We start from the raw sequence: 21,940 nt of genomic DNA, 5'->3' as shown, positions 1-21,940 counted from the left end.
TGTTGATCAATCCCGGTTCCGGCTCACGCCGGCAGGAAGTCGCGGCGCATGGGCGTGAACACATCGACGAGGATGCCGGCTTCGATCGCGACGGCGCCGTGCACAGCGTCCGGCGGAACCGTGAAGCTGTCGCCTGCGACGAGGCGCTCGGTCCGCCCTGAAATGGTAATGTCGAAGACGCCGCTCTCGACGAGGGAGCACTGGATGTGCGGATGGCTGTGCGCCGGGCCGATTGCGCCGGCCTGGAAGCCCACCCGTACCATCATCACATCGTCGCGATAGGTCAGGATCTTGCGCAGCACCCCTTGGCCTGCCGGCTCCCATGGGAGATCGGCGTCATGGGCGAAGGGCTCGTTCATTCGGTCCATATCGTGTCTCCTTCAGCGCGCGAGCCAGCCGCCGTCCACCGGCAGCACGATGCCGTGGATATAGGCCGCGGCGTCGGAGGCGAGGAACACGGCCGCTCCGCCTATCTCCTTCGGATCGCCCCAATGGCCGGCGGGAATGCGGGCGAGGATCGCCGCGTTTCGTTCCGGGTCGGCGCGCAGGGCTTCGGTGTTGTTCGTCTCGAAATAGCCCGGCGCGATGGCGTTGACGTTGATGCCCTTGCCCGCCCACTCGCAGGCAAGAAGCCTCGTCAACCCAGCAAGCCCGCTCTTCGAGGCGGTGTAGGAGGGGATGCGGATGCCGCCCTGGAAGGAGAGCAGCGAGGCGATGTTGATGACCTTGCCGCCCTTGCCGTCGGCGAGCATACGCTTCACGACCGCCTGGGTGAGGAAGAAGGTCGATTTCAGGTTCACATCCATCACCGCGTCCCAATCGGCCTCGGTGAAGTCGATGGCATCGGCGCGGCGGATGATGCCGGCATTGTTGACCAGGATGTCGAGGCGCGAGCCGTCCGCTTTCGCTGCAGCATCCGCTGCCTCGACGATCCGCTCGATCGGCTCCAGCGTGGCGAGATCGGCGTTGATTTCATGGAAGGGGCTGCCCGTCTCCGCGACGAGCGCCTTCGTCTCGGCCATGCTAGAGCGGCCGACCGCTACGACGCCCGCTCCCGCCTGGGCCAGCGCGACCGTGATCGCCTGGCCGAGGCCGGTATTGGCGCCGGTGACGATCGCCGTGCGGCCGGCGAGGTCGAAAGAGCCTGCCATCAGCGCAGCTCGCCGGTCGCGACCATGTCCATGTCGGTGTAGTCGACGTTGTCGCCGCCCATGCCCCAGATGAAGGAATAGGCCTTGGTGCCGACGCCGGAATGGATCGACCAGCCGGGCGAGAGGATCGCCTGCTCGTTGGCGACGACGAGATGGCGGGTCTCCTGCGGCTCGCCCATCAGGTGGAAGACGCGCGCGTCGGCAGGGACGTCGAAATAGAGATAGATCTCGCAGCGCCGGTCATGGACATGCGCGGGCATGGTGTTCCAGATGCTGCCTTCATCCAGCGTGGTCACGCCCATGACGAGCTGGCAGGTGTCGCAGACGCCGGGGATGATGTACTGGCGGATGACCCGCTTGTTGGCTGTCGCCTGCTCGCCGAGCGCCAGCGTCTTGGCATCAGCCTCTCGGATGACCTTGGTCGGATGCACGGCATGGGCCGGGGTCGAGAGCAGGTAGAACTTCGCCGGGTTCGCAGCGTCGTCGCTCGCGAAGACGACCTCGCCGGCCTCCTTGCCGACATAGAGCGCGTCGCGCTTGGCGAGCGGGTAGTCCTTGCCGCCGACGCTGACCTTGCCCGGCCCGCCGACATTGACGATGCCGAGCTCGCGGCGCCTCAGGAAGGCGTCGGTGCCGACCGCCTTCGGCGTCGGCAGCGTGATGGGCTTGGCCGTGGGCATGGCGCCGCCGACGATGACGCGGTCGAGATGGCTGTAGGTCAGCGTCACCTCGCCGGGGACGAAGAGTTCCTCGATCAGAAAGTGGCGGCGCAGTTCGGCCGTGTCGAAGCCCTTCACCGCCTCGGGGTGCGAAACCTGGCGAATCTCGATGGTCATGATCGGTCCTTCAGTGGAACAGCCGCGGCAGCCAGAGCGACAGGCCGGGCACATAGGTGACGAGCAGGAGCACGGCGACGCTGGCGCCGTAGAAGGGCCAGATCGTCCGCATCGACTCGCCGATGGAGATGCGGCCGATGGCGCAGGCGACGAACTGCACCGAGCCGACCGGGGGGGTATTGAGGCCGATGCCGGCGTTCAGGATCAGGATCACGCCGAAATGGATGGGATCGACGCCGAACGCCTTCACCACCGGCAGGAAGATCGGCGTGCAGATGATGATCATCGGCGCCATGTCCATGAAAGTGCCGAGCACCAGCAGGATCAGGTTGATCATCAGCAGGATGACGATGGGATTGTCCGAGACCGCCTTCATCGCGGCGATGGTCGCCTGCGGCACCTCCAGGAAGGCCATCAGCCAGCCGAAGGCTCCGGCCGTGCCGATCACCAGCAATACCATCGCCGTCGTCCGTACGGCGCCGAGCGTCGCCTCAAGGAAAGCTGTCCAGGTGAGCTGGCGATAGACGAAGATGGTGACGAGGATGGCGTAGACGACGGCGACGCAGGATGATTCCGTCGCGGTGAAGACGCCGGAGCGGACGCCGCCGAAGATGATGCCGATCAGCAGGATGCCGGGCAGCGCCAGGACGACATAGCGCCCGACCGCGGCGAACCCGGGAAAGGCATCGCGCGGATAGCCGCGCTTCACCGCGACCGCCCAGGCGGCGACCATCAGCGCGGCGCAGAGCATGAGGCCCGGCACGATGCCGGCCGTGAACAGGTCCGCGATCGAGAGATTACCGCCCGCCGAGAGCGAATAGATGATCATGTTGTGCGAAGGCGGGATCAGCAGCGCGATGATCGCCGCATTCGCCGTGACATTGACGGCGTAGTCGGCGTCGTAGCCGCGCTTCTTCATCTGCGGGATCATCAGCCCGCCGACAGCCGATGCGTCCGCCACGGCAGAGCCGGAGATGCCGCCGAAGAGCGTGCAGGTGACGACGTTGACCTGTCCGAGGCCGCCGCGCAGATGACCGACGAGGCTCGCCGCCATCTGGATCAGCCGTTCGGCGATGCCGCCGCGGATCATCAGGTCGCCGGCATAGATGAAGAACGGGATCGCCATCATGGCGAAGGCGTTCATGCCGGAGTTCATCTGCTGGAAGACCACGATCGGCGGCAGGCCCATGTAGACGACCGTCGCCACGGAAGCGAGGCCGAGGCAGAAGGCGACCGGCACACCGATCAGCAGCAGAACGGAGAAGACGCCGAAGAGAATCCAGAGTTCCATGGTTCAGGCCTCCTGGCTTTCGCCGAAATGGACGAAGCCGAGCGGGGCCTGCTTTTCGCCCGTGACGAACAGCAGGATCTTCTCGAGCGCGAACAGGGCGATCAGCGCGCCGCCTGCGGCGATCGGCACATAGTCCCAGCCGCGTGGAATGCCGATGATCGGCATCCTGTCGCTCCAGGTTCCGGCGGCGAGCTGCCAGCCATAGACCAGCATGGCGAGGCCGAAGGCGCAGACGAGCCCTTCGCCCAGTACGATCAGTGCGGCGCGCAGCGGCGGCGGTGACATCACCAGCCCCACCTCGAAGCCGAGATGGTCACTCTCGCGCACGCCGACGGCCGCGCCGAGCAGGATGAACCAGGACATCAGGAACAGCGACCCGGCTTCGACCCAGATCGGCGTGTCGTTCAGGACGTAGCGGCCGAAGACGCCCCAGGCGACCATCACGGTCATCAGGACGAGGCCGGTTCCTGCGGTGATCAGCGCGAACAGGCTGAGCTTGGCATCGAGGCGTGTCAGAAGGGCTGTGAAAGCGCGCATGAAATCTGCCCGAGCTGGCAAGGGGTCGAGAGCAGGGCGGCCGTTCCAGACCGCCCTGCCTGATCGAGACTCAGTTCACTGCCTGAATGGCGGCGACCATGTCCTTGAGCTTCTGGTCGGTGACGAACTTGTCGTAGACCGGCTTCATCGCGTCGATGAAGGGCTTCTTGTCGACGGTGTTGATCTGGGCGCCACCGGCCTTGACCTTGGCCTCGGAAGCCTTCTCGCGCGCATCCCAGAGCTCGCGCATCTTGAGGACCGATTCCTTGGCCGCGGCCTTGATCAGCGCCTGGTCCGCTGCGTTGAACTTCTCGAAGCTCTTCTTCGACATCACCAGTGCCTCCGGCGAGAGCGAGTGCTCCGTGACCGAATAGAACTTCGCGACTTCGAAGTGGCGGGTCGATTCATAGGACGGCCAGTTGTTCTCGGCGCCGTCGATGACGCCGGTCTGGAGCGCCGAATAGACCTCTCCGAACGGCATCGGCGTGGCATTGGCGCCGAGCGCCGAGACCAGGGCGACGAACATGTCGGACTGCTGGACGCGAATCTTCATGCCCTTCATGTCGGCGGGGCTGTTGATCGGGCGCTTGGAATTATAGAACGAGCGCGAGCCGGAATCGTAGAAGGCGAGCCCGATCAGGTCGTGCTTCTCGAAATCCTTCAGCAGGTTGTCGCCGATCGGCCCGTCCATGACCTTCCGCATGTGGGCGACCGAGCGGAAGATGAAGGGCAGGGACGGGACGTTGGTCGCCGGGATCAGGTTGTTGAACGGCGCCATGTTGATGCGGTTCATGTCGATGACGCCGAAGCGCGTCTGGTCGATCGTATCCTTCTCCTGCCCGAGCTGGGCTGAGTGGAAGACGTTGATCTTGACGCGGCCCTGGGTGCGCTCCTCGAGCAGCTTGCCCATGTGGCGAACGGCTTCGACGGTGGGATAGTCGGTCGGATGGATGTCGGCCGAGCGCAGCGTGACGCTCTGAGCCAGGGCGGAGGTCGCCGCGGCTGCCGAGAAGGCGAGCGCGACGGTGCAGGCGAGGAAACTGCGGCGTGAGGTCATTGTGCGTTCTCCCTTGGATTCGAGGCCCTTGCCGTTTCCCGGCTTGTTGGGGGGCGCTTCGATCGTAAGCTTGCTGCGGGCAGCCATGCTTGGTTGCTGCAGTGATTGTATGGTAGTATGTAATCGTATGGCACGCAACAGGCGTGGAGGTTTTCGACTTGAGCCTTTCGTTGGTATCTCCCCCGTCCTTCCCGGGCACCTCGGCCGCTGGGCGTGTCGAGGCCGAGTTGCGTCGGGCGATCATCGCGCTGGAAATGCCGCCCGGTACGCGCCTCTCGGAGCAGGAGATCGCGCTGAAATACGGGGTGTCGCGGCAGCCGGTCCGGGAGGCGCTGATCGCGCTCGCCAAGACGCGGCTCGTCGACGTGCAGCCGCAGCGCGGCACGGTCGTGGTCAAGTTCTCGGTCCGGAAGATGATGGAGGCGCGCTTCGTGCGCGAAGCGGTGGAGGTCGCGATCGTCCGTCAGGCCTGCCAGGCCTTTTCAGCCCAGAGCCGGATGCGGATCGCGGACCTGCTCGACATGCAGGAGAAGGCTGCGGCCAGGGGCGACCACTCCACCTTCCAGCACTATGACGAGCTCTTCCACATCGAGCTGACGGAAGGCGTCGGCATGCCGTTGGCCTGGGAAGCGATCCGGGACATCAAGGCGCATATGGACCGGGTCTGCCAGCTGACCCTGCCGGGTGCCGACGCCATGCTGCCGCTGGTGGAGCAGCACCGGAGCATCATGGACGCGATCGACGCGAGCGATCGCGCCCGGGCTGAGGTCGCCATGCGCCATCACCTCACCGAGATCCTCCGCGCCCTGCCGAAGACGGAGGCGAGTTTTCCCGATCTGTTCGAGTAGTCTGCGCTCGCGGAAGATGCCGAAAAGCGCCTCGTCCGCGTGATGCCGATCCGGGGCTTCGTGCGCAATTCTCGCCTATAGCTTTACGGCCTGACGGGTTACCGTCGGCGCTGCGACGCTTGGCCGGGGAGGGACAGCATGTTCGCGATGGATGCCCGGATCTATCCGGCGACCACGCATGAAGTGACCAACCAGTCCGGCGCGCTGACCGGCATCGATGTCTTTACGCAGGATGCGATCCTGCGGGCGGCCGTCGAGCGCGAGGGGGCTGGCTGGGTGGCGGAGCGCGCCGGGAAGCTCGGCCGCGCGGCCGGCGATCCGGCTTGGCAGGAGCATGCGCATCTCGCCAATCGGCACGGGCCGACGCTGAAGAGCCACGACCGCTTCGGCCATCGCATCGACGTCGTCGAGTTTCATCCGAGCTATCACGCGCTGATGGAGCTCGCCTTCGGCTCCGGCGTGCATTCGCTGGCCTGGAGCGCCAACCGGTCGGGAGCGCATGCGGCCCGCGCCGCGTTGTCTTATGTCTGGAACCAGATCGAGAACGGCGTCGGCTGCCCGACCGGCATGGCCTATTCCTCACTTCCCGCACTTCGCCTCGTGCCCGCCATCCGGGCGGAGTGGGAGGCGAGCCTGCTGGCGGAAGCCTATGATCCGCGCCCCGTGCCGGTGGCGGAAAAGGCCGCGGTGACCATGGGCATGGCGCTGACCGAGAAGCAGGGCGGCTCGGATCTGCGTGCCAATGCGACGCGGGCGGTGCCGGTGAATGGCGGCGGGCCGGGCGGCGAATATCGGCTGACCGGCCATAAATGGTTCTGCTCGGCCCCGATGAGTGATGCCTTCCTGACGCTCGCCCAGACCGAAAAGGGGCCGAGCTGCTTCTTCGTGCCGCGCTCGCTGCCGGACGGCACGCGCAACCGCTTCTTCATCCAGCGGTTGAAGGACAAGTGCGGAAACCGCTCCAACGCTTCTTCAGAGATCGAGTATGACGACACCTATGCGGTGCTGCTCGGGGAGGAGGGGCGCGGCGTGCGCGTCGCCATCGAGACGGCGCATCTGACCCGGCTCGACTTCGCCGTCGGCTCGGCCGGGCTGATGCGCTGGGCGCTGAGCCTGACGCTACACCACACGCATCATCGCCGCGCCTTCCAGCGGGTGATCGCCGAGCAGCCGCTGATGCGCAACGTGCTCGCCGATCTCTGCCTGGAATCGGAGGCCGCGACGCTGCTCGGCTTTCGCCTCGCACGCGCCGTGGACGAGGCGGAGGCGGGGTCAGAGGAGGCGCGGCTGCTGGAACGCCTGCTCACCCCGGTCGCGAAATACTGGAACTGCAAGCGCGTGCCGGCCTTCGTGGCGGAATGCGTCGAATGCCATGGCGGCAACGGCTTCGTCGAGGAGCAGCCGATGCCGCGGCTCTATCGCGAGGCGCCGCTCAACGGCATCTGGGAGGGCACGGGCAATGTCATCTGCCTCGACGTGCTGCGCGCGCTGCAGCGCGAGCCCGACAGCGTCGCGGCGCTTATCGCGGAGCTTGCGCTCGCGCGCGGCGCGGACAGGCGGCTCGACCTCGCCATCGACGCGCTCGAGACCGAGCTGTCCGATACGCGGGAGCAGGAACACCGCGCCCGCCAGATCGCCGCGCAGATCGCGACGGTGATGGAGGCGGCGCTGCTCCTGCGGCATTCGAGCGCTGCTGCGGCGGACGCCTTCATCGGCTCGCGGCTCGAGGGCCTGCCGAACCGCGCGTTCGGGAGCCTGCCGCGCGGTTGCGATCTGAATGCGATCGTCGCACGATCACGGCTGTCCTGACGCTGGTTTGCATCTTGGCACGTATCGATCCGCGCAACTCGTCCCGCTACTGGCGCGATCCCCGCGTTCCGGGGCTGAGCTGCCTTGTCGCCGATTTCACCAGCCATGATTATGCGCCGCACAGCCACGAGGCCTTCGTCGTCGCTGTGACCGAGGCCGGCGGTGCCGAGTTCAAGAGCCGTGGTCTGAGCGACGAGGCGACGACCTCGACGCTGCTCGTCTTCAATCCCGACGAGCCGCATTCCGGGCGCATGGGCTGGAGCCGGCGCTGGCGCTATCGCGGGTTCTATCTGACCGCTCCCGCGATCGAGCTGCTCAAGGCCGAGCTAGGCCTCGACGCCACAGCCTATTTCTGCCGCAACACCTTCCACGATGCCGATCTGATCGCCGCCTTTCTCGGGCTGCACCGGACCCTCGATGAAGGAAATGACCCGTTCGAGGAGCGCGAACTCCTGCTACGCAGCTTCGGCACGCTGATCCGGCGGCATGCCTCCGACCAGCCGGGGTTGTCGCTGCCGATGTGCGATGCCGGCAAGGTCGCCCGTGTGCGGGACATCATGCGGGCGCGCTATGCCGACGAGCTGATGCTGGAGGAGCTCGGGACCGCTGTCGGGCTCTCGCCCTTCCAGCTCATCGCGCTGTTCAAGCGCGCGACGGGGTTGACCCCGCATGCCTACCTCACCCAGCTGCGCCTGAAGGCGGCGATCAGGGCGCTCGAGCGCGGGGCAACGATCGCCGCGGCTGCGGTCGATGCCGGCTTCTACGACCAGAGCGCGCTGACGCGGCATTTCAAGCGCGCTTATGGAATCACGCCGCTGCAATGGGTGCGCGCCGCCGCTGGCTGAGAGGCTTGCGCAATTTCCGCCTATAGCTGGTCGGCGCCGTTCTCCACCCTTCCTTCGCAGCCAACGCCTTGTCGGCGTTGCGAAGGAACCCAAGACGCATGGCGAGCTATTTCTGCCTCGACAATCCAGACGTGCTGACGCTGGAGACGCATATCGTCGCTGCGAGGCCGGGCCGCGTCGTGCTTGCGGAGAGCCCCTTCTATCCCGGTGGCGGCGGGCAATTGCCAGATCGCGGCGCTCTCGCCTGGGCTGGCGGCGAAGCGGCCGTGACAGGCTTCGAGAATGAGGGCGGCCAGCTCTGGCACCTGCTGGAGGAGCCTGTCGAACTGACCTCGGATACCGTTGAGGCGCGGGTCGATGCAGGCTTCCGCCGGGTGATGCGCGCGCTCCATACCGATCTGCACATCGTCAACGCCGTTGTTTTTCAGGGTTTCGACGGGGCGCTCGTAACCGGCGTGCAGATGAACGGGGACGGCACGGCGCGCATCGATTTCGACCTCGCCAGCGCTGATAACGACCGCCTGCGCGCCATCGAGGACGAGGTCAACGCGCTGATCAGGCAGGACCTCGCGGTTCGCCAGCACCATGTCCCCGAAGCCGATGCCTTCGCGGAGCCCGGCCTGATCCGCTCGCGCTCTGTCGCCCCACCGCCGACCGATGATGGACAGGTGCGAATCGTCGAGATCGTCGGCCTCGACAGGCAGGCTTGCGGCGGCACGCATCTCGCCTCGACCGGGGGCTCGCCGCCGATCCGCGTCCTGAAGATCGACAACAAGGGTCGGCACAACCGCCGCCTGCGCATCGGCCTCGCCGGCGACCTTTGAGGCCGGGCGATGAGGTTCCTGCGTTTCCTGTGGGATCGGCCGCTGCTGCTCCTGCCGCTGCCGCCGCTGTTCTGGGCCGGCAATCTCGTGCTCGGTCGGGCGCTCGCCGGCTCCTTTCCGCCGGTTTCGCTCGCTGTCGGCCGCTGGATCGTCGCGCTCGTCTGTCTCCTGCCCTTCGTGCTCGGCGCGCTGCGGACGCAGTGGCCGGCGCTGCTGCGCGCCCGCGGGATCGTGCTGGCCTGCGGCGCCTTCGGCATCGCCGGCTACAACGCGCTCGGCTATCTCGCCCTGCAGAGCGCGCCGGCGGCCAGCGTCGCCTTCCTGAACTCGACCCTGCCGTTGATGGTGCCGCTCGCGGCCTTCGTGCTGGGCGTCGAGAAGGTCTCCGGCCGCACGCTCGCGGGCATCGCCATCTCCTTCGTGGGCGTGGCCTGGATCGTCGCGCGCGGCGATCTCTCGACGCTGTCGCAGCTCAGCTTCCAGGGCGGCGAGCCACTGGTGCTGATCGCGGTCGCCAACTATGCGCTCTATTCGGTGTTGTTGCGTCGCCGCCCGGCCGATCTCGATCCGTTGCTTTTCCTGGCGGCGACGATGGCGGCGGGGCTCCTGGTGCTGTTGCCGTTCTGGATCTGGGAGCTGGCGGCGGGCGCCACGATTCCGACCGCGCCCGGCCCGCTCGCGGCCGTGCTCTATATCGGCATCTTCGCCTCACTCATCGCCTTCATCATCTGGAACCGTTGCGTGGCATCGCTCGGCCCCAGCGTAACCGGGGCCTCCTTCCACCTCGTCGCCCTGTTCACGGCGGTGCTCGCCTTCGTACTGCTGGGCGAGCCCGTACGCCTGTTCCACCTCGTCGGCGCCGCGCTGATCCTCGGAGGTTTCGGACTCGCGGCCCTCAGCGGCCGCGCTTCCGCGCCCGTTCGCTCCGAAGCCGACGCGTCGAACAGGAGCGCGTGATCTGATCAGACGGCCCGGCGTTCCGAGCGGCGGATGCGCTATCTGTCTGTTCCATTGCATTTTCTTCACGCGAACCGGGTGTCCAGTTCGCGCGAAAATGCTCTAAGGGAAGGAACGCGAAGCGAGACGGGATACGAGACGATGCAGACTTCCTTCAGGAACAAGAAGGTCCTCGTTGCGGGCGGCAGCCGGGGTATCGGGCGCTCGATCGCTCTGGCTTTCGCGGCGGACGGTGCCGATGTGGCGATCTGCGCCCGCAATCCTGAGGGGCTGGCGGCGACCGAGGCGGAGCTGAAGGCTTTCGGTGGCAAGGTCTTCGCGCTGCCGGCCGATCTCTCGAAGGGGGCTGAGGTCGTCGGTTTCGTCGAGAAGGCGGCTGGGGCTCTGGGTGGCATCGACGTCCTCGTCAACAACGCCTCGGGCTTCGGATCGAAGGATGACGAGAGCGGTTGGCTCGCCAGCGTCGATGTCGATCTGATGGCGACGGTGCGTGCGACGCAGACCGCCATCCCCTATCTGGAGAAGGTGGGGGGCGGCGCCATCGTCAACATCTCGTCGATCTCCGGCATGATGGCTTCGCCCCGCTCACTGCCCTATGCGGCGATCAAGGCAGCCGTCATCAACTACACGGCAGGGCAGGGGCGGGCGCTGGCGCCGAAGCGCATCCGGGTCAATGCGATCGCGCCCGGATCGATCGAGTTTCCGGGCGGCTCCTGGGAGAACCGCAAGACGTCTGATCCCGAGCTCTACAAGCGCGTCTTCGACAGCATTCCGTGGGGACGGCTGGGGGCCCCAGAGGAGATCGCCAAGGTCGCTCTCTTCCTGGCCGGCGACATGGCGAGCTGGGTCACCGGCCAGACGATCGTGGTCGATGGCGGCCAGACGCTGACCTGACGGGAGCGGGTTCGACAGGTCGGCCTGCCTTCCGGCCGCTACATCTGTGCCGCCGGAGCCGCCGCGAGCAGTGTTTAGGGCCGCGCCAGCGGGATGAAGCTGACCTGCGCCAGACTTGGCGGGTTGGCCCGTCGCACGGTCAGAAGCCCCCGATCACTCGTGCCAACGGGGTTTCGGGCGTGTCGTCGACCCGGTCCCGGACGCCGCCTTTGGCGACATGGTCGTTGATGAAGGACACGATCTCCGTCGCCCGACAGGGCCGGCTGATCAGGTAGCCCTGCACCTCCGTGCAGCCGCAGGCTCTGATGGTCTCGAACTGCTGCAGGGTTTCGACGCCTTCGGCGGTGGTGTCGATGGCGAGGCTGGCGCCGAGATCGGCGACTGCGCGGATGATCGCGACATTGTCCTTGTTGCCGTCGAGATCGGCGATGAAGGAGCGGTCGATCTTGATCTTGTCGAAGGGGAAGGAGCGGAGATAGCTGAGCGAGGAATAGCCGATGCCGAAATCGTCCATGACGATGCGGATGCCGAGGGCGCGCAGTTCGTGCAGCTCCGCGATGGTCGCCTCGTCGTTACGCAGCAAGATCGCCTCTGTGATCTCGAGCTCGAGCCGGCTCGGCGCCAGTCCGGCTTCCGCAAGCACGCGCCTCACCATCGCGACGAGGCTGTGACCGCGAAACTGGATGGGCGACAGATTGACCGATACCCGGATCGGTTCCGGCCAGCGGGCGGCTTCCCGGCAGGCCTCGCGCAGCACCCACTCGCCGATCGGCAGGATGAGGCCGGTTTCCTCGGCGATCGGAATGAACTGCGCGGGCGAGACCGAGCCGCGCAGCGGGTGCGACCAGCGCAGGAGGGCCTCGAAGCCCGTCAGCGCCCGGTTCTCGGCGCGCACCAGCGGCTGGAAGACCAGGTGGAACTCGTCGTTCGCGAGGGCCTGGCGCAGGTCGACCTCGAGGGCGCGGCGCGCCTCGACTTGCGCGCTCATGTCCGACTCGAAGAAGCGGTAGGCGTTCCGTCCCTCCGCCTTGGCGCGATAGAGCGCGAGATCGGCACATTTCATCAGATGGTCGGCGGTCGTGCCGTCGGACGGTGCCATGGCGATGCCGATGCTCAGGCCCGTGCTGATCTTGTGGCCGTCGATCGTGAAGGGCGAGGACATGATGCGCACCAGCCGTTCGGCCAGCGTCGCGACTGCGCCGACGCTCGTTGCATGCATCAGGATCGCGAACTCGTCACCGCCGAGCCTCGCGATGGTGTCCGCCGGTCGGATCGCCTTGCCGAGACGGCTGGCCACCGCCCGCAGCAGTTTGTCACCCAGCGGGTGTCCAAGCGTATCGTTGACGAGCTTGAAGCGGTCGAGATCAAGGCAGATCACCGCCATGGGCTTGCCGCTGCGCAGCGCGCGGGTCAGCCCGTCGGCCATCCTCTCGCGGAACAGCGCCCGGTTCGGCAAGTCGGTCAGGATGTCGTGGTGCGCCATGTGTTCGATGCGCTGTTCGGCATGGCGGCGCAGCGTGACGTCCTCGTGCATCACGACCCAGCCCCCATGGGGCATGACCTCGTAGATGACCTCGATGATGCGGCCGTCGCTGATCTGCCGGTATGAGGTGTAGTCCCCGGCCTCCAGCTTGCGGATGTATTCCGCAACGATCGCATCCGGGTCTCCGCCGGGGAGATTGCCGATCGCGATACTGTGCTCGACGATTTCGCGGATGGAGGCGCCCGGCTTCACGACGTCCGGCGACATGCCGTAGAGGTTGAGATAGCGGCTGTTGCAGACGAGCAGGCGGAGCTTCTCGTCGAACATGGCCAGGCCGTGGGCCATGTTATTGAGAGCGGCGTCGAAGAGTCGGTGTTGCTCGCGCTGGGCCTCGCCCGCGCGCTCCTGCTCCGTGATCTCCTCGTGGATGGCGACCCAGCCGCCATGCTCCATTGGCTCGTAGGTCGCCTTGAAGACGCGGTCGCGCACCAGGCGGCGATACGAGACGCGCTGCCCCGGCGCCAGTTCCTCGTTCAGGCGTGCAAGACGCTCGTCGACGGACTCGGCATGATGGTTCCCGCACTCGACGCCGTGCTCAACGATTTCCCGAACTGTCGTGCCGGGCTTCACCACTTCCGCCGACAGGCCGTACATTTCGAGATAGCGACGGTTGCAGACCACCAGCCTCAGGTTCCGGTCCAGCATGACGAGACCGTGGGGCATGTAGTTCAGCGCGGCATCGAAGCGGCGATGCTGTTCGCGCAGCTCCTCCGCGGCCCGCATCTGCTCAGTGATGTCCTCGTAGGTGACGACCCATCCGCCATGCGCCATCGGGCGGCTGCGAATGGCGATCATCCGGCCGTCGGCGAAGCGCCGCTGCATGCCGGGCTCGCGCTTGTCGATGAGGCGGGCCTGGAAATCGGCGACGATCGTCTCCGCATCCAGTCCTGGCAGATGCAGACCCCGCTCCACGCTGACTCGGACCATGTCGAGCAGCGACGTGCCGGGCTGCGCGGTCTCGGGGTCGAGGCGATAAAGCTCCATGTATTGGCGGTTGCACAATACGAGTCGGAAATCGTCGTCGAACACGCACAGGCCATGAGCCATGTTGTCCAGCGTCGCGTCGAGAAGAAGATTCTGGCGGTGCAGCTCCGCTGCCGCCGTGCGGCGTGCCGCCTCGATCTGGCGCAGCCCTGTGACGTCCTCGAACGTTCCGACCGAGCTGCCATCGGGCATGGGGGAGAGCAGTGCGCGGACCGTCCGGCCGTCGCCCAGCACGTAGTCGTAGGTGACGGGAACGCCGCCCGCCTGCTTGGCCCGGCGCCGGCGCAGCAGGTCTTCCACCGTAAGCCCGGGATAGTTCCCGACGGCGATGCCGTGCTCGAAGACCTCGCGCAGCGTCACACCAGGCTTCACCACGGTCGAGTCGGCGCCGAATATGGTGGCGTAGAGCTCGTTGCAGACGATCACACGGTCATCCGCATCGATCATGCAGAAGCCCTGGGACATGCCGTTGAGGGCGGCGTCGAAGAGGCGATGCTGCCGGCGCAGATCCTCCGCCACCTGCTCGCGCTCGGTGACGTCCTCGCACGCCACGACCCATCCGCCGCCCGGCATCGGCCGGTTGCGGGTGTAGAGGTAGCGCCCGTCGCCCAGCCGCCTGACATAGTCGCTGCCGCTGACGAACAGGGCGTGGACGGACTCATAGAGCTGTTCGACCGTGAAAGTCGGGTGGAGATAGGTCTTGTAGTAATGCCCGACCACGTCGCGCAGGGGCGTGCCGGGGGGGACCGATGCGGAGTCGAGGCCGAGATAGGTCAGATACTGGTTGTTGCAGACCATTAGCCGCTCATCGGCGCTGTACATCGCGAAGCCATGCGACATGCTCTCGAGAGCGGTGCCGAAACGGGCGATCTGCGCCTTGAGCTCGACATCCAGTCGATTCTGCTCGGTGATGTCTTCGAAGGTTGCGGCCCAGCCGCCGTCTGCGATCGGCTCGTAACGGACCCTGACCACCCGGCCATCGTTCAGTGGCCAGGATTCGCGGAATGCCGTGCCGCTCGCAAACTGACGGGAATGGCGCAGCCGGGCGTGCTCGCCGGACTGTTCCGAAAGATTCGCCAGGCCGTTCCACCGACCCAGCAGGCTCTGGAGCGACAGCCCGACCCGGACGGCATCCGGCGGCAGACCCAGAATGTCGATCATCTGGCGGTTGAAGAGGGTGATGCGAAGATCGGTGTCGAAGAGGCACAGGCCATGAGCGATGGCCTCGAGTGCAATCTCGTGCAGATTCAACCGAGTCTGACGAAGGACCCCGTGCTCCGATTTCATCGGCCTGACATCAACCTCTGCCGCCCATAGCCTACGTTCGTCGACGCCTCCCGGCGACCAGATGTCATTCACGGTCCTGGTCGAAGCCGGCCCTTGAGACGTCACGACGGCGAACCTCTCGCAACTCATGAGTACGGCAGATCATTTCCCAGCCGAAAACTGCGACAAATCCTCTAATCTGACGTTAAGTCGGAAGCTCGACATCGTTCGAACTCCCCGCTGTCTTTCGGCCCGATCCGACAGTGCCCCTCCTTCCGTCGTCATTGGCGGGCGAGGGGGAGTATGCTAGTTCGCGGCTGCGAAAGACCCCCGAAGCGGCCCGCATCAGGAGCAGGCGATGAAGATCGTAATGGTTGGGTCCGGCTATGTCGGCCTCGTGTCCGGAGCGTGCTTTGCGGATTTCGGCCACGACATCGTTTGCGTCGACAAGCAGGCCAGCAAGATCGAGGCGCTGAACCGCGGCGAGATACCGATCTTCGAGCCCGGCCTGTCGGAACTGGTGCGCAGCAACGCTGCCGCCGGTCGTCTCTCCTTCACCACCGATCTGAGCGGGCCGGTGGCCGATGCCGACGCGGTGTTCATCGCTGTGGGCACGCCGTCGCGGCGCGGGGACGGCTTCGCCGACCTGTCCTATGTCTATGCTGCGGCGCGGGAGATCGCGCTGGCGCTGAGGGGCTATACGGTGATCGTGACCAAATCGACGGTGCCGGTCGGCACGGGCGACGAGGTTGAGCGCATCATCAGGGAGCTCCGGCCGGATGCCGAGTTCTCCGTGGTGTCGAACCCGGAATTCCTTCGCGAGGGCGCTGCCATCGAAGACTTCAAGCGCCCGGACCGGATCGTGATCGGCGCCGAGGAGGAGCGCGCCAGGACCGTGATGGCGGACGTCTACCGCCCGCTCTACCTCAACAGCGCGCCGATCCTGAACACGAGCCGGCGCACGGCCGAGCTGACGAAGTACGCCGCCAATGCCTTTCTGGCCACGAAGATCACGTTCATCAACGAGATGGCCGATCTCTGCGAGCAGGTCGGCGCCAATGTCCAGGACGTGGCGCGCGGCATGGGGCTCGACAACCGAATCGGCGGGAAGTTCCTGCATGCCGGGCCGGGCTATGGCGGCTCCTGCTTCCCGAAGGACACGCTGGCTCTGATCAAGACAGCGCAGGACTACGGCACGCCCGCCCGCATCGTCGAGACGGTCGCGGCGGTGAACGACCAGCGCAAGCGCGCCATGGGCCGCAAGGTGGTGGCCGCCTGCGGCGGCGCGGTGCGCGGCAAGACCATCGCGGTGCTGGGGCTGACCTTCAAGCCCAACACCGACGACATGCGCGATGCGCCGTCGCTGGCGATCGTTGCCGCTTTGCTGGATGGCGGCGCCAAGATCCGGGCCTTCGACCCGGAGGGCATGGAGCAGGCCAAGGCGGCGCTGCCGGGCGAGGTGCATTACTGCAGCGACGCCTATGACTGCGTGACGGGGGCCGACGCGGCGGTCATCGTGACCGAATGGAACATCTTCCGCGCGCTCGACCTCGGCCGGGTCAAAACCCTGATGAAGGAGCCTGTGCTGGTCGACCTGCGCAACGTCTATCGGGCCGAGCAGGTGCGCGCCCAGGGCTTCCACTACGACGACATCGGCCGCGGTACTGTTTCGGCCGCATCCAAGACGAAGGAACATGCGGCTTAAAAGGCCGCATTACATCGCCAGTTAACCCTGTTGGCAGGCGCCAGCAAGGATATACCCGGTGTAAAGAGGTGTCTGGCTAGACCACGGACTGTGCCCGTGGAGTAAATCATGATGCTTTCGATCGGTGTCGTCTGGCTCGCCTGCGCAGCGATCTTCCTCGAACTGGCCGATCGTGCGCCGGTGATCGAGGACTGAAAGCTCTTCGCGAACACGACCAGCAACGGGCAGCACATATTCAGTCGGGGCAGCGTCTACGCTGCACCGCCCGGCCGCTCAAGCGACCAGGCGCCGCCCTTCGCGTGCGCCGTCGCATCAATCAGAAAAGATGAGGATGCTCGCATCCGCGGGCCTAACCTGCGGCCATTGGCGATTGCACATCCGGGCGGAATATAGGAGTTGTGCGTCGCCGTGAGGCTGCGTCGGCCCGCAAGGCTGCGTGCCCGGCAGGTTTAGCAATCCGGCGCCGTGAAACGCGGCGCAACTGGAGGACGGAATGGATCGTTCTGGTGCTGGTAAGGTCGCCTTGATCACGGGCGTGACAGGGCAGGACGGCGCCTACCTTTCGGAGTTGCTGCTCGACAAGGGCTATGTGGTGCACGGTATCAAGCGCCGCTCGTCTTCCTTCAACACCGGCCGCATCGAGCATCTCTACCAGGATCCGCACGAGAAGGATCCACGCTTCATCCTGCATTACGGCGACATGACGGATTCGACCAATCTGATCCGTATCATGCAGGAGACGCAGCCCGACGAGGTCTACAACCTCGCGGCCCAAAGCCATGTGCAGGTTTCCTTCGAGACCCCCGAATATACGTCCAACGCCGACGCGACCGGGACATTGCGGCTGCTCGAGGCGATCCGTCTGCTCGGGCTGACCAAGAAGACGCGCTTCTACCAGGCCTCGACATCCGAGCTGTACGGCAAGGTTCAGGAAGTGCCGCAGAGCGAGAAGACGCCGTTCTATCCGCGTAGTCCCTATGCAGTGGCCAAGCTCTATGCCTACTGGATCGTGGTGAACTACCGCGAGGCGTACGGGATACACGCCTCGAACGGCATCCTGTTCAATCATGAGAGCCCGCTGCGCGGCGAGACCTTCGTGACACGCAAGATCACCCGCGCGGTTGCTGCGATGAAGCTCGGCTACCAGGACAAGCTCTATCTCGGCAATCTGGACGCCAAGCGCGACTGGGGCCATGCCCGCGAATATGTCCGCGGCATGTGGCTGATGATGCAGCAGGATGAGCCGGACGACTACGTGCTTGCGACGGGCGAGACCACGCTGGTGCGCGATTTCGTGACCCATGCCTTCGCTCAAGTCGAGATCGATCTCGTCTGGAAGGGCGAGGGCGTCGAGGAGAAGGGGATGGATGCGAAGACCGGGAAGGTGCTGGTCGAGGTCGATCCGCGCTATTTCCGGCCAACGGAGGTCGAACTGCTGATCGGCGATCCGCGCAAGGCTGAGCAGAAGCTCGGCTGGAAGCACGACACGAAGTGGCAGGCACTGTGCGAGGAAATGGTTCGCGAGGATCTGAAGCGTGTTGAGCGGGAGCGCCGCCGCAATGCCGAGTGAGGCCCTCTACGACCTCGCCGGCAAGCGCGTTTGGGTCGCCGGCCATCGCGGCATGGTGGGGGCAGCGTTGCTGCGCCGGCTCGCGAGCGAAAATTGCGAGATACTGATCGCGGGCCGCGACAAGGCCGATCTGATGCGGCAGGCCGAAACGGAGCGCTGGCTGTCGGAAAGCCGGCCTGATGTCGTGATCGTGGCTGCGGCCAAGGTCGGCGGCATCCTGGCCAACGACACCTATCCGGCCGATTTCCTCTATCAGAACCTGATGATCGAGGCGAACATCGTCGAAGCTTCGCGCCAGGCCGGGGTCGGCAAGCTCCTGTTCCTCGGATCGAGCTGCATCTATCCGAAGTTCGCGCCCCAGCCGATCCAGGAGGATTCGCTCCTGACCGGGCCGCTGGAGCCGACAAATGAGTGGTATGCGATCGCAAAGATCGCCGGCATCAAACTGGCTCAGGCCTACCGCAAGCAGTACGGCGCTGACTACATCTCGGCGATGCCGACCAACTTGTACGGTCCGGAGGACAATTTCGACCTCCAGTCGAGCCATGTCATGCCGGCGCTGATGCGCAAGGCGCATGAGGCGAAACTGAGGGGCGACAGCACTCTGACGATCTGGGGGACCGGCACGCCGCGGCGCGAGTTCCTGCATGTAGACGATTGCGCCGATGGGCTGGTGCATGTGCTAAAGCACTATTCCGGCTATGAGCACGTCAATATTGGCTCCGGGGAGGACGTCTCGATCCTCGAACTGGCCGAGACGATGTGCGATGTGGTCGGTTTCAAGGGTGAAATCGTCAAGGACACCAGCAAACCCGACGGCACGCCGCGCAAGCTGATGAGCGCCGACCGGCTGAGGGCGATGGGCTGGGCTCCCAAGATCGGACTGAGGGACGGGATCGCCCAGACCTATCAGTGGTTCCTCGCCAACAAGGCCTGAGCCGCCCGGGCTCGTGATCCTGGGGCTGAATGCGGTCGGCCGCGGAAATGACCGATCGTTTTGGCCGTCGCTGCGGCCGAACAGGTGCGAAAATGGCCCGCTCGGATCGAGAAGGGCGAGGCGGGCGAATTCCTCTACGGCAGGTTGCGGCCCGGGGTGAGCTTCTAGTTGATTTGCGCACTGCAACATCGTAAACAGCTCGTTAATTCCGTAGCGATCCTGGGTAACATGGCGAATGATTTGATCGCCGCGAGTGCAGCGCGGTCCGGGCTTCGTGTCCGGTTTCGCTATGACTTGGCGGGTCCCTTAGCGATGGTTGCCGATGTGCTGACCATCGTCGCCACAAGCCTGCTGTGCAGCGTGGGTTACAACCTGTTCCGGGGTGGAGAAGTCTATCTGCTGGCGGACGCTTTGGCGCTGGGCGTGCTGTTCGCCTCGCTATTCGTCCTGTTGATGCAGTGGCGGGGCTTGTATCGACCGCTCGAGCTGCTGCGACCGCTGCGCCAGGTCTCGAGCGCCTTCACCGTCTGGATCCTGGTCGTCTGCTTTCTGGCAGCGATCGGTTTTGCGCTGAAGAGCGGGCATCTGGTCTCGCGGGTCGGAGCCATCACCTTCATGATGACGGGCTTCCTCGGGGTCGCCGCTCTGCGGTTCGGCTGGCATGGCTTCATGAACCGGGCGCTGAACAAGGGCCGATTCGCGACAAGGCGCATCGCTGTCATTGGGGACGACGCCTTTATCGAGGAGAGCAGGCTGGCGCAGAACCTCGTTCCTTACGGCTTTTCAATCGCCGCGCGCGTTAGGCTGCCGGCCGGCGATGCTGCAGCGGAGACGGCAGTGGTCTCCGACCTGATCACCCGCCTGCGAGGTTCGCAGATCGAAGAGGTCCTCGTTGCCGTCGAGGATGGCGATTTCAAGCGCGCGCAGCAGGTGATCGCCGCGCTGCGCATTCTGCCGTTGCCGGTCAAGCTGGTGCTCGGCTCGGGGCTGGGCGAGCTGGCGGTCCGGCCGGTCGAACGCTTCGGCGGCGGCCTCGTAGCGGTCGAGATGCATCGAGCGCCCATGTCGCAGGTCGAACGTGCGGTGAAGAGGGGTCTCGACATCGCGATCGCCGGCATCGCCATCCTGCTGATCTCGCCGCTGCTGGTGATGACCGCTCTGGCGATTCGGCTCGATAGCCCTGGCCCGATCCTGTTCAAGCAGACGCGCAATGGTTTCAACAACCGGCAGTTCCGCATCCTGAAGTTCCGCAGCATGCATGTCATGGAGGACGGCGAGGTGGTTCGGCAGGCCTTGCGGCATGACAGCCGCGTAACCTCGGTCGGCCGCTGGATCCGCAAGCTCAGCATCGACGAATTGCCGCAGCTATGGAACGTGCTGCGCGGCGACATGTCGATCGTCGGCCCGCGCCCGCATGCGCTGGCTCACGATGAACATTACGAGCAGTTGATCGGCGACTATCCCTATCGCCAGCACGTCAAGCCGGGAATCACCGGCTGGGCGCAGGTTAACGGCAGCCGCGGCGAGACGCCGACGACGGAGAGCATGGCGGAAAGAGTGAGGCTCGACATCTGGTATGTCGAGAACGCCAGCTTCTGGCTCGATCTGCGGATCATGGCGCGGACGCTGACGACGCTGATGGACCTCCGGCAGACATACTAACGCGGAAAGGGTTCTTGGAGCAGCCGCTTCTCAGACCACTTCGGCTGCGACGGCTCGTGAAGGGCCCCGATCCGATGGACGGCCTTCGGGCGGGTGACTATCTGCTTGCTGGCGTGTATGCGGTGGCTGGGTCTCGACGGTCGTCTTGCCGGAAATGAGGGAAGTTTGAGGTTGTTGCGTTTCCTGGTTACCGGCGGCGCCGGGTTCATCGGTTCGGCGGTGGTGCGCAGGCTGATCGACGAGACGCCGCATATGGTTTGCGTGGTCGACAAGCTGACCTATGCCGGCAACCTCGCCTCGCTGGAGCCTGTCGCCGGCAGCAACCGCTACCGCTTCGAGCAGGCCGATATCTGCGATGGCGAGCGGATGCAGGCGATCTTCGCCGATTTTGCGCCGGATATCGTGATGCATCTGGCGGCCGAGAGCCATGTCGACCGCTCGATCGACGGACCGGCTGCGTTCATCGACACCAATGTCGTGGGCACCTTTACGCTGCTGCAGGAGGCGCTGCGCCATTTCCGGGCGTTGCCGGAGGAGAGCAAGGGTGCCTTCCGCTTCCACCATATCTCGACCGACGAGGTCTTCGGCTCGCTTGGCGCCGAGGGCTTGTTCCGCGAGGACACCGCCTATCAGCCGAACTCGCCCTATTCCGCCTCGAAGGCGGCCTCCGACCATCTCGTCCGGGCCTGGCACCACACCTATGGCCTGCCCGTCGTGATGACGAACTGCTCGAACAATTACGGGCCTTATCACTTCCCCGAGAAGCTGATTCCGCTGATCATCCTGAACGCACTGGAGGGGAAACCCCTGCCGGTCTACGGCAACGGCCTCAACATCCGCGACTGGCTCTATGTCGACGACCATGCCGAGGCGCTGCTGACCGTCGCGACGAAGGGTGGGCTCGGCGAGAGCTACAATATCGGCGGGCATAACGAGAAGACGAATATCGAGGTGGTGAAGGCGATCTGCGCCATCCTGGACGAGCTCAGGCCCGATCCGGCTGGCCCGCATGAACGGCTGATCACTTATGTGACCGACCGGCCCGGCCACGATGCGCGCTATGCGATCGATGCCGGCAAGATCGGGCGCGAGCTCGGCTGGACGCCGAAGGAGACCTTCGAGACCGGGCTTCGGCGCACCGTCGAATGGTATCTCGCTCATCCGAAATGGTGGGGCGACATCCGCTCCGGGGTCTATCGCGGCGAACGCCTCGGAGCCGGCTGA

General features: G+C 65.4%; 18 protein-coding genes. 11 read left to right on the top strand and 7 right to left on the bottom strand.

Annotated features, from left to right (window positions below):
• Positions 1-23: 23 nt before the first annotated feature.
• From BoBH3_RS16570 to BoBH3_RS16545, 6 genes are all read right to left on the bottom strand, one after another.
• Entirely contained in the window at positions 24-368 is a 345-nt protein-coding gene (locus BoBH3_RS16570) for a cupin domain-containing protein (RefSeq protein WP_262331913.1), read from the bottom strand.
• A 12-nt stretch (positions 369-380) separates the two neighbouring features.
• The gene (kduD, locus tag BoBH3_RS16565) at positions 381-1,151 is read right to left on the bottom strand and encodes a 2-dehydro-3-deoxy-D-gluconate 5-dehydrogenase KduD (RefSeq protein WP_262331912.1); all 771 of its coding nucleotides are present in this window, start codon (positions 1,149-1,151) and stop codon (positions 381-383) included.
• Positions 1,151-1,987: a 5-dehydro-4-deoxy-D-glucuronate isomerase gene (gene kduI / locus BoBH3_RS16560; RefSeq protein WP_262331911.1), complete on the bottom strand. Its 837-nt coding sequence runs from the start codon at positions 1,985-1,987 to the stop codon at positions 1,151-1,153. Before kduI ends, kduD begins: the two co-directional genes overlap by 1 nt.
• A 10-nt stretch (positions 1,988-1,997) precedes the next feature.
• Positions 1,998-3,278 (bottom strand): TRAP transporter large permease, encoded by a 1,281-nt coding sequence (locus BoBH3_RS16555; RefSeq protein WP_262331910.1) that lies wholly within the window; start codon positions 3,276-3,278, stop codon positions 1,998-2,000.
• 3 nt (positions 3,279-3,281) lie between these two features.
• On the bottom strand, positions 3,282-3,815 hold the full coding sequence (locus BoBH3_RS16550) for a TRAP transporter small permease (protein ID WP_262331909.1): 534 nt from the start codon (positions 3,813-3,815) through the stop codon (positions 3,282-3,284).
• A 70-nt stretch (positions 3,816-3,885) separates the two neighbouring features.
• Entirely contained in the window at positions 3,886-4,872 is a 987-nt protein-coding gene (locus BoBH3_RS16545; protein WP_262331908.1) for a TRAP transporter substrate-binding protein, read from the bottom strand.
• 158 nt (positions 4,873-5,030) lie between these two features.
• Between BoBH3_RS16545 and BoBH3_RS16540 the strand changes: the two genes are divergently transcribed.
• The 6 genes from BoBH3_RS16540 (at position 5,031) to BoBH3_RS16515 (ending at position 11,049) form a co-directional block, all read left to right on the top strand.
• Complete coding sequence (locus BoBH3_RS16540) at positions 5,031-5,720, top strand: GntR family transcriptional regulator (protein WP_262331907.1); 690 nt, start codon at positions 5,031-5,033, stop codon at positions 5,718-5,720.
• 138 nt (positions 5,721-5,858) lie between these two features.
• The gene (locus BoBH3_RS16535) at positions 5,859-7,529 is read left to right on the top strand and encodes an acyl-CoA dehydrogenase family protein (protein ID WP_262331906.1); all 1,671 of its coding nucleotides are present in this window, start codon (positions 5,859-5,861) and stop codon (positions 7,527-7,529) included.
• A 14-nt stretch (positions 7,530-7,543) separates the two neighbouring features.
• A complete protein-coding gene (locus BoBH3_RS16530) occupies positions 7,544-8,374 on the top strand; it encodes an AraC family transcriptional regulator (RefSeq protein ID WP_262331905.1) in 831 nt (276 codons plus the stop codon).
• 98 nt (positions 8,375-8,472) lie between these two features.
• Positions 8,473-9,198 carry an alanyl-tRNA editing protein gene (locus BoBH3_RS16525; protein WP_262331904.1) on the top strand — a complete coding sequence of 242 codons (726 nt, stop codon included), beginning with the start codon at positions 8,473-8,475 and terminating at the stop codon, positions 9,196-9,198.
• Between the two features lie 9 nt (positions 9,199-9,207).
• Complete coding sequence (locus BoBH3_RS16520) at positions 9,208-10,155, top strand: DMT family transporter (RefSeq protein ID WP_262331903.1); 948 nt, start codon at positions 9,208-9,210, stop codon at positions 10,153-10,155.
• A 141-nt stretch (positions 10,156-10,296) separates the two neighbouring features.
• On the top strand, positions 10,297-11,049 hold the full coding sequence (locus BoBH3_RS16515; protein WP_262331902.1) for an SDR family NAD(P)-dependent oxidoreductase: 753 nt from the start codon (positions 10,297-10,299) through the stop codon (positions 11,047-11,049).
• Between the two features lie 139 nt (positions 11,050-11,188).
• On the opposite strand, the gene BoBH3_RS16510 is transcribed toward BoBH3_RS16515, so the two are convergent.
• Positions 11,189-14,827 (bottom strand): PAS-domain containing protein, encoded by a 3,639-nt coding sequence (locus BoBH3_RS16510; RefSeq protein WP_262331901.1) that lies wholly within the window; start codon positions 14,825-14,827, stop codon positions 11,189-11,191.
• Positions 14,828-15,200: 373 nt separating this feature from the next.
• Between BoBH3_RS16510 and BoBH3_RS16505 the strand changes: the two genes are divergently transcribed.
• From BoBH3_RS16505 to rfbB, 5 genes are all read left to right on the top strand, one after another.
• On the top strand, positions 15,201-16,547 hold the full coding sequence (locus BoBH3_RS16505; RefSeq protein WP_262331900.1) for a UDP-glucose dehydrogenase family protein: 1,347 nt from the start codon (positions 15,201-15,203) through the stop codon (positions 16,545-16,547).
• Positions 16,548-17,040: 493 nt separating this feature from the next.
• Complete coding sequence (gene gmd, locus BoBH3_RS16500) at positions 17,041-18,117, top strand: GDP-mannose 4,6-dehydratase (protein WP_262331899.1); 1,077 nt, start codon at positions 17,041-17,043, stop codon at positions 18,115-18,117.
• Positions 18,107-19,054, top strand: coding sequence for a GDP-L-fucose synthase (gene fcl / locus BoBH3_RS16495; RefSeq protein ID WP_262331898.1), 948 nt, complete (start codon positions 18,107-18,109; stop codon positions 19,052-19,054). The genes gmd and fcl overlap by 11 nt, the downstream gene beginning before the upstream one ends.
• A 312-nt stretch (positions 19,055-19,366) precedes the next feature.
• Positions 19,367-20,716: an undecaprenyl-phosphate glucose phosphotransferase gene (locus BoBH3_RS16490; protein WP_262331897.1), complete on the top strand. Its 1,350-nt coding sequence runs from the start codon at positions 19,367-19,369 to the stop codon at positions 20,714-20,716.
• 117 nt (positions 20,717-20,833) lie between these two features.
• Positions 20,834-21,940 (top strand): dTDP-glucose 4,6-dehydratase, encoded by a 1,107-nt coding sequence (gene rfbB, locus BoBH3_RS16485; protein WP_262331896.1) that lies wholly within the window; start codon positions 20,834-20,836, stop codon positions 21,938-21,940.

Origin of the sequence: Allobosea sp. BH3, assembly GCF_025499465.1 — a bacterium.
Classification (GTDB): domain Bacteria; phylum Pseudomonadota; class Alphaproteobacteria; order Rhizobiales; family Beijerinckiaceae; genus Allobosea.
This window is presented reverse-complemented; position numbering and strand designations above follow the sequence as displayed.

Coding starts and splice junctions, on each gene's coding strand:
- BoBH3_RS16570 (WP_262331913.1), bottom strand. CDS start 368: ATGGACCGAATGAACGAGCCCTTCGCCCATGACGCCGATCTCCCATGG.
- kduD (WP_262331912.1), bottom strand. CDS start 1,151: ATGGCAGGCTCTTTCGACCTCGCCGGCCGCACGGCGATCGTCACCGGC.
- kduI (WP_262331911.1), bottom strand. CDS start 1,987: ATGACCATCGAGATTCGCCAGGTTTCGCACCCCGAGGCGGTGAAGGGC.
- BoBH3_RS16555 (WP_262331910.1), bottom strand. CDS start 3,278: ATGGAACTCTGGATTCTCTTCGGCGTCTTCTCCGTTCTGCTGCTGATC.
- BoBH3_RS16550 (WP_262331909.1), bottom strand. CDS start 3,815: ATGCGCGCTTTCACAGCCCTTCTGACACGCCTCGATGCCAAGCTCAGC.
- BoBH3_RS16545 (WP_262331908.1), bottom strand. CDS start 4,872: ATGACCTCACGCCGCAGTTTCCTCGCCTGCACCGTCGCGCTCGCCTTC.
- BoBH3_RS16535 (WP_262331906.1), top strand. CDS start 5,859: ATGTTCGCGATGGATGCCCGGATCTATCCGGCGACCACGCATGAAGTG.
- BoBH3_RS16525 (WP_262331904.1), top strand. CDS start 8,473: ATGGCGAGCTATTTCTGCCTCGACAATCCAGACGTGCTGACGCTGGAG.
- BoBH3_RS16520 (WP_262331903.1), top strand. CDS start 9,208: ATGAGGTTCCTGCGTTTCCTGTGGGATCGGCCGCTGCTGCTCCTGCCG.
- BoBH3_RS16515 (WP_262331902.1), top strand. CDS start 10,297: ATGCAGACTTCCTTCAGGAACAAGAAGGTCCTCGTTGCGGGCGGCAGC.
- BoBH3_RS16505 (WP_262331900.1), top strand. CDS start 15,201: ATGAAGATCGTAATGGTTGGGTCCGGCTATGTCGGCCTCGTGTCCGGA.
- gmd (WP_262331899.1), top strand. CDS start 17,041: ATGGATCGTTCTGGTGCTGGTAAGGTCGCCTTGATCACGGGCGTGACA.
- fcl (WP_262331898.1), top strand. CDS start 18,107: ATGCCGAGTGAGGCCCTCTACGACCTCGCCGGCAAGCGCGTTTGGGTC.
- BoBH3_RS16490 (WP_262331897.1), top strand. CDS start 19,367: ATGGTTGCCGATGTGCTGACCATCGTCGCCACAAGCCTGCTGTGCAGC.
- rfbB (WP_262331896.1), top strand. CDS start 20,834: ATGCGGTGGCTGGGTCTCGACGGTCGTCTTGCCGGAAATGAGGGAAGT.